Annotated in this window: 12 protein-coding genes; 7 read left to right on the forward strand and 5 right to left on the reverse strand. The window is 71.2% G+C overall.

Annotation, left to right across the window (positions count from 1 at the left end):
* The first annotated feature begins 40 nt into the window (after positions 1–40).
* Positions 41–1,003, forward strand: a complete 963-nt coding sequence (locus tag ACQPWU_RS18280) for a DUF5937 family protein (RefSeq protein ID WP_433441539.1) — start codon at positions 41–43, stop codon at positions 1,001–1,003.
* Here ACQPWU_RS18280 and ACQPWU_RS18285 read toward each other — a convergent pair.
* Together ACQPWU_RS18285 and ACQPWU_RS18290 are read right to left on the reverse strand one after the other, a co-directional pair.
* Positions 994–2,010, reverse strand: a complete 1,017-nt coding sequence (locus ACQPWU_RS18285) for a terpene synthase family protein (RefSeq protein ID WP_433441541.1) — start codon at positions 2,008–2,010, stop codon at positions 994–996. The genes ACQPWU_RS18280 and ACQPWU_RS18285 overlap by 10 nt on opposite strands.
* 32 nt (positions 2,011–2,042) lie before the next feature.
* On the reverse strand, positions 2,043–2,588 hold the full coding sequence (locus tag ACQPWU_RS18290; protein WP_433441543.1) for an EF-hand domain-containing protein: 546 nt from the start codon (positions 2,586–2,588) through the stop codon (positions 2,043–2,045).
* 152 nt (positions 2,589–2,740) lie between these two features.
* On the opposite strand from ACQPWU_RS18290, the gene glnA reads away from it, so the two are divergent.
* On the forward strand, positions 2,741–4,102 hold the full coding sequence (glnA, locus tag ACQPWU_RS18295) for a type I glutamate--ammonia ligase (protein ID WP_433441545.1): 1,362 nt from the start codon (positions 2,741–2,743) through the stop codon (positions 4,100–4,102).
* On the opposite strand, the gene ACQPWU_RS18300 is transcribed toward glnA, so the two are convergent.
* Entirely contained in the window at positions 4,084–4,650 is a 567-nt protein-coding gene (locus ACQPWU_RS18300) for an AAA family ATPase (protein ID WP_433441547.1), read from the reverse strand. The genes glnA and ACQPWU_RS18300 overlap by 19 nt on opposite strands.
* A gap of 572 nt (positions 4,651–5,222) precedes the next feature.
* Here ACQPWU_RS18300 and ACQPWU_RS18305 point away from each other — a divergent pair.
* The gene (locus ACQPWU_RS18305; RefSeq protein ID WP_360699132.1) at positions 5,223–5,936 is read left to right on the forward strand and encodes a PaaI family thioesterase; all 714 of its coding nucleotides are present in this window, start codon (positions 5,223–5,225) and stop codon (positions 5,934–5,936) included.
* Positions 5,937–6,240: 304 nt separating this feature from the next.
* Here the strand turns inward: ACQPWU_RS18305 and ACQPWU_RS18310 are convergent, their stop codons facing one another.
* Positions 6,241–7,101 (reverse strand): alpha/beta hydrolase, encoded by an 861-nt coding sequence (locus tag ACQPWU_RS18310; RefSeq protein WP_433441549.1) that lies wholly within the window; start codon positions 7,099–7,101, stop codon positions 6,241–6,243.
* A gap of 86 nt (positions 7,102–7,187) precedes the next feature.
* On the opposite strand from ACQPWU_RS18310, the gene ACQPWU_RS18315 reads away from it, so the two are divergent.
* The 3 genes from ACQPWU_RS18315 to ACQPWU_RS18325 all read left to right on the forward strand — a co-directional run bounded on the left by ACQPWU_RS18315 (position 7,188) and on the right by ACQPWU_RS18325 (position 8,973).
* Positions 7,188–7,892, forward strand: a complete 705-nt coding sequence (locus ACQPWU_RS18315; protein ID WP_433441551.1) for a type 1 glutamine amidotransferase — start codon at positions 7,188–7,190, stop codon at positions 7,890–7,892.
* 59 nt (positions 7,893–7,951) lie between these two features.
* Entirely contained in the window at positions 7,952–8,389 is a 438-nt protein-coding gene (locus ACQPWU_RS18320) for a DNA-binding protein (protein ID WP_433441553.1), read from the forward strand.
* A 191-nt stretch (positions 8,390–8,580) separates the two neighbouring features.
* Positions 8,581–8,973 carry a nuclear transport factor 2 family protein gene (locus tag ACQPWU_RS18325; RefSeq protein ID WP_433441555.1) on the forward strand — a complete coding sequence of 131 codons (393 nt, stop codon included), beginning with the start codon at positions 8,581–8,583 and terminating at the stop codon, positions 8,971–8,973.
* Between the two features lie 8 nt (positions 8,974–8,981).
* On the opposite strand, the gene ACQPWU_RS18330 is transcribed toward ACQPWU_RS18325, so the two are convergent.
* Entirely contained in the window at positions 8,982–9,569 is a 588-nt protein-coding gene (locus tag ACQPWU_RS18330) for an HXXEE domain-containing protein (protein ID WP_433441557.1), read from the reverse strand.
* A gap of 77 nt (positions 9,570–9,646) precedes the next feature.
* Here ACQPWU_RS18330 and ACQPWU_RS18335 point away from each other — a divergent pair, with 77 nt between their 5' ends.
* On the forward strand, positions 9,647–12,559 hold the full coding sequence (locus ACQPWU_RS18335) for a bifunctional [glutamine synthetase] adenylyltransferase/[glutamine synthetase]-adenylyl-L-tyrosine phosphorylase (protein WP_433441559.1): 2,913 nt from the start codon (positions 9,647–9,649) through the stop codon (positions 12,557–12,559).
* Positions 12,560–12,590 lie beyond the last annotated feature (31 nt).

Raw genomic sequence — 12,590 nt, forward strand, 5'->3', positions numbered from 1 at the left:
GAGGTTTGTCAGGGCGAACGATTTAGTGCACGCTAAAAGCATGTCCATCTCGTGGGTGATGAACCCGGACGCCGTGGCCCGGATCCGGTTCGCGTTCTCGCCGATGTGGGAGCTGGTCGCCAGCCTGCGCACCCTCCAGAAGCCGTCCCGGCACTCGATCCACCTGCCCTGGCTCAAGGCCGTACGCCCCCGTCTCGCGGGGCTCGACCTGGCCGAGCTGTTCGCGCTCGTGCCCCAGACCGGGTACATCGCCGACTTCATCACGCCGCCCCCCGACACGCCGATGCCGGAGTTCGCCGCCGAGCTCGACCGGGTCAGGCGCACGCCGCCTGAGCTCGCCCGCGAGGAGGCGGCGAAGATCGTGGGCGCCGACCGGGCGTTGCTCGAGCGGTTCATGGCCGACCCCGAGGCGGGCGTGGCCAGGGTGGCCGGCACGCTGGAGGCGTACTGGGAGAGGTGCTTCGCCGAGTTCTGGCCGCGCGTCTACGGGCTGCTGGAGCGGGACGTGCTCCGCCGGACGCGGCAGCTCGCCCAGGGCGGGGCGCATGAGCTGTTCGCCGCGCTCGATCCGGCCGTGACGTGGACGGGGAAGCGGCTGCTCGTCGACCGGCCGTGGTGCGCCGTGGAAGAGCTGCACGGCGATGGGCTGCTGCTGGTGCCCAGCGCGTTCTGGGGGCCGGCCGTGGCGGTGATGTCGGCCCCGTACCAGTCGATGCTGGTCTATCCCGTGCTCGGCGTGGGCACGCTGTGGGAGCAGGGACGGCCGCCCGCGCCCGGAGGGCTCGCCGCGCTGATCGGCAGGAGCAGGGCGCAGATCCTGCTCGCGCTCGCCGAGCCCGCCACCACCTCCGCCCTGGCCACGCGCATGGAGCTCACGCCCGGCGCGGTCAGCCAGCACCTCGGGGTGCTCAGCGGCGGCGGGCTCGCGGTGGGGATGCGGGTCGGCAAGCAGGTCGTCTACCGCCGCACCCCCATGGGCGACACCCTGGCGGGTCACGCGTAGCGCTTGGACTCCAGGAGCCAGTCGAGGTGGGCGCGCGGCGCCGCCAGGTACGCGCACGCGACCTTGCTGACGTCCCGCGCCTGCTTCGGCTCCAGGTCCTCCAGCGGCAGCCGCCTCGCGGCCTTGTGCATGTCCTGGCAGCGCGCGGCTATCCGGTCGAGCACCCAGGCCGTCGCCTCCCGCTCGCCCAGACCGAGCTGGCGCATCGCGAGCACGACGAAGTTGTGCACGTCGCCGCGCTCCTTCGGCCGCGAGGCCACGTCGTTGCACCACGCCGTGACGTCGCTGCACGCGTTCACGAGCTGCTGCCACGGCTCGCACTCATGCATCCACGCCGGCACCTCCACCCGCAGGCACGGCTCGACCAGGTCGTACAGGTACGGCCCCACCGTGCCCCTGCGCAGCACCGGGTACTCCTCCAGCGTCGGCATCCGCCCCGCCGCCCTGTTGTCGGCCTCGGTACGGCAGGCGTCGTGCTGGCGCTGCAGCCCGACCGCGAACCTGGCCCGCCACCGGTCGCTCATCCGCGCGCTCGTCACCCGCCACAGGTCCGCGAACGCCGCTTCCAGCGGATGCCGAGCCGCGCCCTTGAGCATGCCGTCGAAGATGTCCAGCGGGCACGAACCCTCATCCAGCTCGTCGTCCAGGTGGAACAGCCACGTCAGCCACTGCGCGAACAGCGCCGCCGCGGCCGCGTCGAACTCGGCGAACGCCCGGCCCGCCATCCGGTGGTAGCCCACGCCGGGCGCGGCGCGCAGCCCTGTCCTCCTGGCCCAGTCGATGACCGCGGCCTCGATCGCGTACACGGCCGGGTGCATCCTGCACGGCGCCGCCATCGCGGGCACCCGCTCGGTGAGCGGCATCAGCGCCAGCGCCGCCGAGCCGCCCCTGCGCGGCAGCGGCAGCATCGAGGTCAGGGCCGAACGCAGCGCGGTACGCACCGCGGCGAAAACTGTGGTGTTCGCGCCGGTGTTCGTGGTGTTCGTCGTGTTCACGGAGGTCTTCACAGAGGCTTCCACGGAGGTCTTCACAGCGATCTTCACAGGGGGCCGAAAAGCCAGTTGCCCGCGGCGTTGGGGTCGTCGCTGCGGTAGTAGTCGGAGGCGGCCAGGACCAGCTCGTCCACGGTGAGCGCGCCCCTGCCCGTCCGGTCGAGCCGGTCGAACGCCTCGTCCACGTCGTCGTAGGCCACGCCGAACGCGCTGAGCATCGTGCGGAACTCGCCGGGGCCGATCTCCCCGTCCCGGTTGCCGTCGCACAGCTTCGCCACCGCCACCGTGGCCGGCCTGAACACCGCGTCATACAGATCGCCTGTGACGAACGCCGCGACCATCCCGGTACGGAAGTCCGGCCGCGCGATGCTGAAGTCGGGGTCCCGCTCGAGCGTCTGCGACAGGGTGGCCCAGATGCCGTCGAAGCTGTCGACCAGGCTGGACCCGGTGAGCGAGGTGGGGGACTCCCCGAAGCCCACCAGGATGCGGGCGCCCAGCCCCAGCAGGTCCTCACGCTCCACGACGCCGTTGCCGCACGCGTCGATGTGGTCGAATGCCCGGTCTAGCTTGTGATTGAGCAGGTCGATAGCCACCAATGCCTCCCCCGAGACTGACTGCGTGATCACATTAAGTGGGGCGGGGGGCTTTGTCAGCGAGGCTCGCACCGGCACCCCCCGTAACGTGTGCGAAACACGGACACGGCATGCTGGTAGGTAGACCTGTACTGACAGATAGAGGGGACGCTGTGGACCGCCAGCAGGAGTTCGTGCTCCGCACGCTCGAGGAACGCGACATCCGGTTCATCCGGCTGTGGTTCACTGACGTGCTCGGCTTCCTCAAGTCAGTGGCGATCGCCCCAGCCGAGCTGGAGGGCGCGTTCGCGGAGGGCATAGGGTTCGACGGCTCGGCCATCGAGGGCTTCGCCCGCGTCTACGAGTCCGACATGCTCGCCAAGCCCGACCCGGCCACGTTCCAGATACTGCCCTGGCGCAGCGAGACGCCGGGCGCGGGGCGCATCTTCTGCGACATCCTCATGCCGGACGGCTCCCCCTCCCACGCCGACCCGCGCTGGGTGCTCAAGCGCACGCTCGCCAAGTGCGCCGACATGGGCTTCACGTTCTACACCCACCCGGAGATCGAGTTCTTCCTGCTGAAGAACCGCCCCGAGCCCGGCGAGCGGCCCGAGCCGATCGACTCCGGCGGCTACTTCGACCACACGCCCCACAGCGCGGGCCACGACTTCAGGCGCCAGGCGGTGCTGATGCTGGAGTCGATGGGCATCTCCGTCGAGTTCAGCCACCACGAGGGCGCGCCCGGGCAGCAGGAGATCGACCTGCGTTACGCAGACGCGCTCACCACGGCCGACAACATCATGACCTTCCGCCTGGTCATGAAGGAGGTCGCGCTGGAGCAGGGCATCTGGGCCTCGTTCATGCCCAAGCCGTTCACCGAGCACCCGGGCTCCGGCATGCACACGCACATGTCGCTGTTCGAGGGCGACAGGAATGCCTTCTACGAGGCCGGGGCCGAATACCAGCTCTCCAAGATCGGCCGGTCGTTCATCGCCGGGCTCCTCAAGCACGCCGCCGAGATCACCGCCATCACCAACCAGTGGGTCAACTCCTACAAGCGCCTCTGGGGCGGGGCCGAGGCCATCGCGGGCCAGGGCGGCGAGGCGCCCTCCTACGTGTGCTGGGGCCACAACAACCGCTCCGCCCTGGTCAGGGTGCCGATGTACAAGCCGCACAAGGGCGGCTCGACGCGCATCGAGTTCAGGTCGCTCGACTCGGCGTGCAACCCCTACCTCGCCTTCGCGCTGATCCTGGCGGCCGGGCTGAAGGGCATCGAGGAGGGCTACGAGCTCCCCGCCGCGGCCGAGGACAACGTGTGGACGCTGACCAGCGCCGAGCGGCGCGCCCTCGGCATCCAGCCCCTGCCCGGGTCGCTCAACGACGCGATCGCGGTCATGGAGCGCAGCGAGCTGGTGGCCGAGACGCTGGGGGAGCACGTCTTCGACTTCTTCCTGCGCAACAAGCGGGCGGAGTGGCGCGAATACCGCCGCCACGTCACCGAGTTCGAGCTGGGCCGCTACCTGCCGGTGCTCTGAGCCTTCCAGGGGCCGATCACCGTCTCGTCGAACACGATCTCCTGCAGGAGGTCGGCCCCCGCCCGGTCCACGATGTGCGCGCCCGCGGCGGGGGCGGGATCGCCGCCCTTCACCCTGGTCACCAGGCTCTCCCACCGGCGCTGATGGCGCGCGAACGTCCTGGGCGCCACCAGCCGGCCCCTGGTCCGCTGCCCCGCCAGTGCGGCCTCCGCCGGCGCGTCCAGCAGGAGCAGGTGGAAGCTCGCGCGGTGCCTGCGGGCCAGCCAGGCGAAACCCCGCAGCACGTACGGGGCGCAGCCCCGGTTGTGCGCGACGACCGAGTGGCCGCGGGTCAGGGCCTGGCGGATGCGGCTCAGGTGGGTGACGAAGACGACAGCGCGGCGTACCGGCTGGGGCGCCCAGGCCAGCCGCCCGTACCAGTGCCGCTTTGACTGGAACGAGTCGATCACCGCGACCGTGCCTATGGTGACGGGCAGACTCTCCGCGCCGTGCATCCGGTACAGGCGTCGCAACAAGGTGGTCTTTCCCGCGCCCGGAAGCCCCGTCAAGACGACCAGGGAACCGGACGGATACCGCAACCTCGCGCCCTGCACAGGCTCACCCCCGCTTTCTCTCATGTTGCCGTGCCTACAGCCTCTCCGAGGCCGGCCGAAGACGCGCGCCTCATCACGCATCAGCCACCGCCCCTTCGCGGCGCGTCCACGGCCCGGCCGCCTGCGACGCCTCCGCTCACACGCCTGCCGACTTGGTCACCCGCGACACATCCGCGTCGGCCGTATCGGGGGATTGGTCGCGGGGCGGGGAAAGCCGGGATAAGGTACTCCCAACGCCTTGATCGGCCTCACTCCAGGTGCAAGTTCGGAGTGAGGCCGATTTTCGTTGCTTCTGACCCCCGAGTCACATCCCGGCGATGTGCGGCGCCTAGCGTCTCGATACACCTGGTGACAGGCCGGTCGGGATGGGCCGGGAAGTTTCGGGCCCCCTCGAGGCGTTATGTGGTGGTGTCGATCAGCCTCAGGACCCCCGAGATCTGGCGAAACCGGGAGTCCAGTAAAATCGGCCTGTTCCTTTTGGCATTTCCGGACTTCCCGCCATATGTGGCGATATTGGAGGGTGTGGCATGACGACGGCTGCCCTGCAGACCGTGTTGACCGTTCCGGAGCGTTTCCGGGGCCCTGTGGGAGTCGCCAACGGCGGCTGGATAGCGGGCACCATGGCGGAAGCGCTGAACGGTGGTCGATCAGCCGTCGAGGTCACGTTGCATGCGCCCACGCCCTTGGAAACCGAGCTACGCCTGGAGCACGTCGCCAACTCCGTGTCCCTCTCGGACGGCGACAAGCTGCTGGTCGAGGCCATCCCCGTGGCCGAGGACCTGGAGGGCCCCGGATTCGTGGCGTTCAACGACGCCGCCCGCGCCGAGGCGGGGTTCGTGGGGCTGAAGGCGCACCCGTTCGCCGAGTGCTTCGCGTGCGGCATGCGCGAGCCGGGTGACGGCCTGCGCATCTTCCCCGGCCCGGTGGAGGGCACGGACCTGGTGGCGGCCGGCTGGCGGGTGCCGTTCACGGTGGCGGGCGAGGACGGGGTGCCCGCGTCGATCGTGGGTGCGGTGCTCGACTGCATCACCGGCTGGGCCCACTTCGGCCCCGGCGAGTCCGCGCTGCTCGGGCGGCTCGCGGTGCAGATCCACCGCCCGGTCAACCCCGGCGGCCGCTACTCCGTAGTGGCCCGCCCGACCGGCCGCGACGGGCGCAAGATGTACGGCCAGAGCGCCATCTACGAGATGGACGGCACGCTCGTGGCCGCCGCTCGCGCGACCTGGATCGCTCCACGCTGACTTGCGACTGCGTACGGCCCCTGAGCTCGAACGAGCAGCTCAGGGGCCGTACGCATTGCCCTGCCCTGTGGTGAGGCGGCGCCGGATGCCCGCCCGCCCCCGCTGGTCGTCGGGCTCGCGGTGGGGTGGGTTGGCTGTTGCTTGAGGCCGATGGTGTGGTGTTCTGCTCCGGCGTCACAGCCCCGCCTCCTGCGGGCACGGCCTCCGGCCGTCGGGTGGCGGCGAGCCGGTCCCGACGTGTGGGGATGTGGTGTCGTCTGACTGGAGGCCGAATCGGTGGGGGAGCCGGGTGCGGGTCGTGAGTTCAGGGTGCGGCGGTGAGGTGGGTGACGACGGTCGACACGCAGCGGTCGTCGAACAGGATCGTGTAGTGATTGCAGTCCGGGATCACCTCGTCCCGAAGACCCGGGAGGCGGGCGGCCCAGGGGAGAGCGAGATCGTCGGGGAGCATGCCGACGTCCTGGTTGAGCAGGCCGCGGGGCGCTCTGAGCAGAGAGAGCGGTGACTGGACGCTTTCGAGAGCGGCCGCGATGGCCTCCGGCTCCAGCCGCAGCCAGCGCCCGTCCTGCATCACCGCCTCAGCGACCGCCCGCGACCGCAGCGCCCCCTCGGGCCCCGTCAGGTCATAGCGGACGTACGCCTCCACGTCGGCGTTCCAGTGGCCGACGAAGGCCGGATGTGCCTTGAAGAAGTCGACGTACGCGTCGGCGGTGGGGAACGTCTGGCGCAGCCGGGCGATCGCCGGTCCGAGCGTGGCTTCCAGGACCTCGTCGACATCCAGATCCTCGGGCAGCGGTGGCAGGGGCAGCCCGCCGTCCACCAGCACCACCCGCGCGAAGTCTCGCTCCGCGGCGACCAGGGCGGCAATGTAGGCGCCCATCGAGTGCCCGGTCAGCACCGCGTCCGGACCCGCCCCGACGTGGTCGGCGACACGCAGGACGTCCTCGGCGTGCCTCGGCAGCCCGTACGGCCCGGGCAGCGAGTCGCTGTGCCCGCGACCGCGCAGGTCCATCGCGACCAGCCGCCATCCCTCGGGCAGCCGCCGCCCCACCGCGCCCCACGCCATCAGCGAGGCCGTGATCCCGTGTACCGCGATGATCGTGCGCGGTCCCGTTCCGAACGTTGCGATGCGCTGACCGGCGACATCGTCGAACTCGAATGTCATAAACGGAGCTTAGGGACAAACGCCCGGCTACGGTATGCACGGCCCTGGGGCGGTCGCTCTCCCATGTGGCGGATAAATTGCCTGATATGCGTATCACCGTGATCGAGCACGAGCCCGAGGCCGGCCTCGGGTACCTCGGCGAATGGCTGGGCTTGGCCTGCGACGTCGTACGTCCGTACCTCGGCGAGGAGATTCCCGCGCGCCCGGCGGACGGGCTGATCGTGCTCGGCGGTGCGGCGGCGGCCTGGGAGGACGAGCGGAGCCCCTGGCAGCCCGCCGCCCGCGACCTGCTGCGCCGGGCCGTCGAAGAGGGCACCCCCACCCTGGCCGTGTGCCTGGGGGCGCAGCTGCTGACCATGGCCTGCGGCGGCACGGTCGAGCGAGGGTCGAACGGGCTCGAGGTGGGTGCTCGCGAGGTGGTCGCATTGCCCGCGGCAGGCGATGACCGGCTGCTCGCGGGGGTCGGCACGGCCGTGGCCATCCAGTATCACCAGGACGCCATGACGCGGCTGCCCGACGGTGCGGTGCCGCTGATGACCGGGGCCCAGTATACGAACCAGGCCTACCGGCTCGGTGAGGCCGCGTGGGCGGTCCAGTTCCATCCCGAGGCCACGCCGGAGATCTTCGCCTCCTGGACCGCCGAGTCCGACCTGGACGTGGCCGAGGAGCTCAATGCCGAGGTCAAGGCCGCCGAGAGCGCGCTCGTCGCCACCTGGCGGCCGGTGGCGGAGGCGTTCGCCGAGGTGATCAGAGTCAGAGGTGATCAGAGCCAGAGGACACGATGCCTTTGAACACTTTGTTCAAAACGGAAAGTTGACAACGCTTCGATTGCTGCGGCATCGTGAGCCCCATGCCTACGCATGCCGATCATCACCCCGATCCCTTCACCCCTCCGCATCCGGAGCAGGCGCGCGCCCAACGCGTGCACGCGTCCCTTTTCCGCATCGCCGAGCGGCACGCGGCCACCGATGAGCAGCGCGGTCGGCAGGCCCATGCGTCGGCCATCGGCCCGCACGAAGCCGTCAGGCTTGTCGCGTTCCTGCTCAGCGGAGCCGCACGGCTCGATGACGGCGAGCCGGAGGTCGATCACGCCGACATCACCGCGGCGTTGAGCCTCCTCCCGCTGGTGCGCGGAGAGCTGGACGCGCTGGAGGCCGGCCTGCTGCAGATGGCGCGGGGTCGCGGCATGACCTGGCAGGAGATCGCGTTCGGGCTCGGGCTCGGCACCGCACAAGCTGCCAGGCAACGCCACGAACGCCTCGCGGACCGTGTCGAAGGCCTGGAGTAACGGGCCTCCAGCCTCATCGTCCGTGCTCGCCAAGGCCGAGCAGGTGGCCGGGTACGAGCGCGCCCGAGACCGCCACCGCCTGGACACAAGCTGGACATGCGCGATACACAGCAGAGCGCCACAACCGTCCGCGGGCCCGAACCTGAGCGTGGCTTGACCTTGTCACCGGCGTCAACGTTTAGCGTCGCAACATGAGCACCTTGGAACGGGTCACCCTCCTCAAGCACGACCAGAGCTTCTTCGACGCCCTGGTGGCAAGCGATCTCGCCGTTCTGGAGGAGTTGCTGGCGGACGACTTCGTCCTGGTCGGGATCGAGGACGGGGCCGTCGCCGACAGGGGGATCCTGCTCGACCTGGTGGCCTCCGGCTCCCTCCGGTTCCCGCAGATCGACTCGTTCCCGGACGAGGCGATCGTCCGGGTCATCGGCACGGTGGGCATCGTCGTCGGGCGTACCGGTATGAACTTCACCAACCCCGACGGCGCCACGTTCAGTGCCGGAAGTCGCTACACCCACGTCTACGCCGCCGACGCCCACGGCGCCTGGCGCCTCGTCTCCGCCCAGGGCACCGCGATCAGGGCTTGATCCATCGCTCAGAAGGAATGACGTCGACCACGCCGAGGTGATCGGCGATCCAACGCGGCGTGGCGGTGCCCGGCGCGTGCGTCCGGGTGCGGGGTGGCGGCGGTGGCGCTCCCGTGCGCGCGGGGCCTGGTGAGCGTGTGGGCCAGGGCGTGGACGCCGCCCACGACCAGCGGGAACGCCGCCACCCCCGCCCAGCCCGATGCCCCCGCCCGCACCGGCACCCCGGCGGCCCGCAAGCGCCGCCAAGCCCACACCGAGAACGGGATGACCACCAAGGGCGCGGTCACCACTCCCGGCGTGTACCTCCGCGCCACCGCGGCCTGGGCCAGATGCGCCACCCCATGCGCCCCGAACCCCAGCAGCGCGGCCTGGAAGACCGGGCTCCGCCCGCCCGTGCGCGCCCCCAGCGCCGAGGCCCCGGCCACCACCCCGCCCATGAGCCCGATGGCCACGTTCACGTGCCTCTGCGACACCTCGGGAACCCAGGGCCACCGCTCGCGGGCCTTACGCGCCCAGCCCGCCATGGTCGCCAGCTCCTCCGCGTCGTGCACCGCCCACGCCGCCAGCAGTCCCCACGTGACGGTAGAGGGAACCATCGAAACCACCTCCGAGAAGAATGCAACGCAACGTTGCGTTCCTATGCTACGCCGGAAGCGGCTGTCAAGATGGAGGGGTGCCCAGGATCGAATCCACCGCCGCGCGGCTCGCCAAGCTCGGCTTCGCAGATGGCGCCAGGGCCGCTCAGCTCGTCCGGCAGGCTGGAGCCGACGTGGAGGATCTCCTGGAGTTCCTGGTGGACGTGGCCGACCCCGACCAGGCGCTGGTCTCGCTGACCCGCCTGGTCGAGCGCGAGCCTGCCGTGCTCGGCACCGTCCGCCGAGACGAACACCTGCGTGCCCGGCTGCTGGCCGTGCTCGGCGTCAGCGCCGCCCTCGGCGAGCACCTGGTGCGCCACCCCGGCCAGATCGCGCTCCTCGCCGAACCTCGGCTGGGCGACGCGCGGGCGGAGCTGCTGCGGGCGGTCGGCGCCGAGCCCGGGGAGGCCGCCACGGGCGACGACCCGCTGAACGCGCTCCGCGTGGCCTACCGCGGCAGGCTGATGCATCTCGCCGCGCGCGACCTCACGGGAGAGGCCACGCTGGCCGAGGTCATGGCGGAGCTGTCCGACCTCGCGGGCGCCGCGCTGGAGGCCGGGCTCGCCATCGCGCGGGCCGAGATCGACGACAGCCAGGTACGCCTGGCAGTCATCGGCATGGGCAAATGCGGCGCCAGGGAGCTCAACTACATCAGCGACGTAGACGTGATCTTCGTGGCCGAGCCGCGAGAAGGGGCCGACGAGACGAAGGCACTGCGCACGGCGACCCGGCTGGCCCAGGCCATGATGCGGGCCTGCGCCGACACCACGTCCGAAGGCTCCCTGTGGGAGGTGGACGCGGGCCTGCGGCCGGAGGGCAGGTCGGGCCCGCTGGTGCGCACGCTCGGCAGCCACCTGGCCTACTACCGGCGCTGGGCCAAGACGTGGGAGTTCCAGGCGCTGCTCAAGGCCCGCCCGGTCGCGGGCGACATGGAGCTGGGCGCCGCCTACGTCGAAGCGGTCAACGACCTGGTGTGGTCGGCGGCCACCCGCGAGCACTTCGTCGAGGACGTGCAGGCCATGCGCCGGCGGGTCGAGGCGCACGTGCGTGCGGAAGGGGACCGCCAGCTCAAGCTGGGGCCTGGCGGGCTGCGCGACATCGAGTTCGCGGTGCAGCTGCTCCAGCTCGTCCACGGCAGGCTCGACCCCCTGCTGCGGCGCAGGGCCACGCTGCCCGCGCTGGCCGCGCTCTCCAGGGGCGGGTACGTGGGCCGCGACGACTCGCGCGGGCTGGCGGAGGCGTACTCGTTCCTGCGCCAGGTGGAGCACCTCCTGCAGCTGCACCGGCTGCGGCGCACCCACATCGTGCCCTCCGGCGAGTCCGATCTGCGCAGGCTGGGCCGGGCGCTCGGCATGCAGCCCGATCCGGTGAGAGAGTTCACGGCAAGGTGGCGGCGGCACGCCATGGAGGCGCGGCGGCTGCACGAGAAGCTGTTCTACCGGCCGCTGCTCCAGGCCGTGTCGCGGCTGCAGGAGTCGGAGGCGCGGCTTTCGGCCACGGCGGCGAAGGCCAGGCTGGAGGCGCTGGGCTACGTCGATCCCGCCGGCGCGCTGCACCACATCGCCGCCCTCGCCTCCGGCGTGTCCAGGCGGGCCGCGATCCAGCGCACGCTGCTGCCCGTCATGCTCGGCTGGTTCGCCGATACACCCGACCCGGACGGGGCGCTGCTCGGGTTCAGACAGGTGAGCGACAAGCTGGGCAGCACGCCGTGGTATCTGCGGCTGCTACGCGACGAGACGGCGGTGGCGGCCAGGATGGCGCGCGTGCTCGGCGCCAGCCGCTACGCGACCGGCCTGATCCTGCACGCGCCCGAGGCGGTCGCGATGCTGGGCGCGGACCAGGAGCTCGCCGTCCGCTCCCGCGAGTCCCTGCTCAACGAGGCCGCCGCGGCGGTGTCCAGGCACGCGGGCGATCCCGTGACCGCCGTGGCGGCCGTGCGGGCACTGCGCAGGAAAGAGCTGTTCCGTACGGCTGTGGCCGACATCTTCGGGCTCATCGACATCGAGACGGTCGGGAGCGCCTTGTCCGCCTTGACCGATGTGACCCTTCAGGCCGCGCTCGACGCTGCCCTCACCAAGGTCCCGAACGCCACGAAGTTCGCCATCATCGCCATGGGCCGGCTCGGCGGCATGGAGTGCTCCTACGCCAGCGACGCCGACGTCATGTTCGTCCACTCGCCGCTGCCCGGGGTCGAGGAGCGCGAGGCCACGGACGCCGCCTTCGCCGTGGCCAACGAGGTGCGCCGGCTGCTCTCGCTGCCAGCCCCCGACCCGCCGCTGGCCGTCGACCCGGACCTGCGTCCCGAGGGGCGGCAGGGCCCGCTGGTGCGGACGCTGGCCTCGTACCGCGCCTACTACTCGCGATGGTCGTCGCCGTGGGAGTCGCAGGCGCTGCTGCGGGCCAGGTTCTCGGCGGGCGACCGGGAGCTGGGCGAGCAGTTCACGTCGATGATCAACGAGCTGCGTTACCCGCAGGGCGGGCTGCACGACGACGCCGTCAGGGAGATCAGGAGGCTCAAGGCCCGTATGGAGGCCGAGCGCCTGCCCCGCGGCGCCGACCCGGCCCTGCACACCAAGCTGGGCCCGGGCGGGCTGTCCGACGTGGAGTGGGTGGCGCAGTTGCTGCAGCTCCGCTACGCGGGCACGCTGCCGTCGCTGCGCACCACCCGTACGCTCGAGGCGCTGCGCGCGGCCGTGGGCGAGGGCCTGCTCGCCCCGGCCGACGAGGCCGTGCTGGCCGAGGCGTGGCGTTTCGCCTCCCGCATCCGCGACGCGATCATGCTGGTCAAGAGCCGCCCGGGCGACAGCGTCCCGCGCGACTCGGGGGAGCGCAAGCTGATCGCCCAGACGCTCGGCTACCCGCCGGACGGCTCGGAGGACTTCCTGGACGACTACCGCCGCGTGACGCGCCGCGCACGTCAAGTAGTGGATCGAGTCTTCTACGGGGCTTGATCGAGCACGGCGAACTGGTGTATCAAGGCGC

It is taken from the genome of Nonomuraea sp. CA-141351 (genome assembly GCF_050944675.1).
Lineage (GTDB): Bacteria > Actinomycetota > Actinomycetes > Streptosporangiales > Streptosporangiaceae > Nonomuraea.

Excerpts from the sequence above, each read along its gene's own strand:
- ACQPWU_RS18305 (WP_360699132.1), top strand. The coding sequence starts at position 5,223 with ATGACGACGGCTGCCCTGCAGACCGTGTTGACCGTTCCGGAGCGTTTC.
- ACQPWU_RS18310 (WP_433441549.1), bottom strand. The coding sequence starts at position 7,101 with ATGACATTCGAGTTCGACGATGTCGCCGGTCAGCGCATCGCAACGTTC.
- ACQPWU_RS18325 (WP_433441555.1), top strand. The coding sequence starts at position 8,581 with ATGAGCACCTTGGAACGGGTCACCCTCCTCAAGCACGACCAGAGCTTC.
- ACQPWU_RS18320 (WP_433441553.1), top strand. The coding sequence starts at position 7,952 with ATGCCTACGCATGCCGATCATCACCCCGATCCCTTCACCCCTCCGCAT.
- ACQPWU_RS18330 (WP_433441557.1), bottom strand. The coding sequence starts at position 9,569 with ATGGTTCCCTCTACCGTCACGTGGGGACTGCTGGCGGCGTGGGCGGTG.
- ACQPWU_RS18280 (WP_433441539.1), top strand. The coding sequence starts at position 41 with ATGTCCATCTCGTGGGTGATGAACCCGGACGCCGTGGCCCGGATCCGG.
- ACQPWU_RS18315 (WP_433441551.1), top strand. The coding sequence starts at position 7,188 with ATGCGTATCACCGTGATCGAGCACGAGCCCGAGGCCGGCCTCGGGTAC.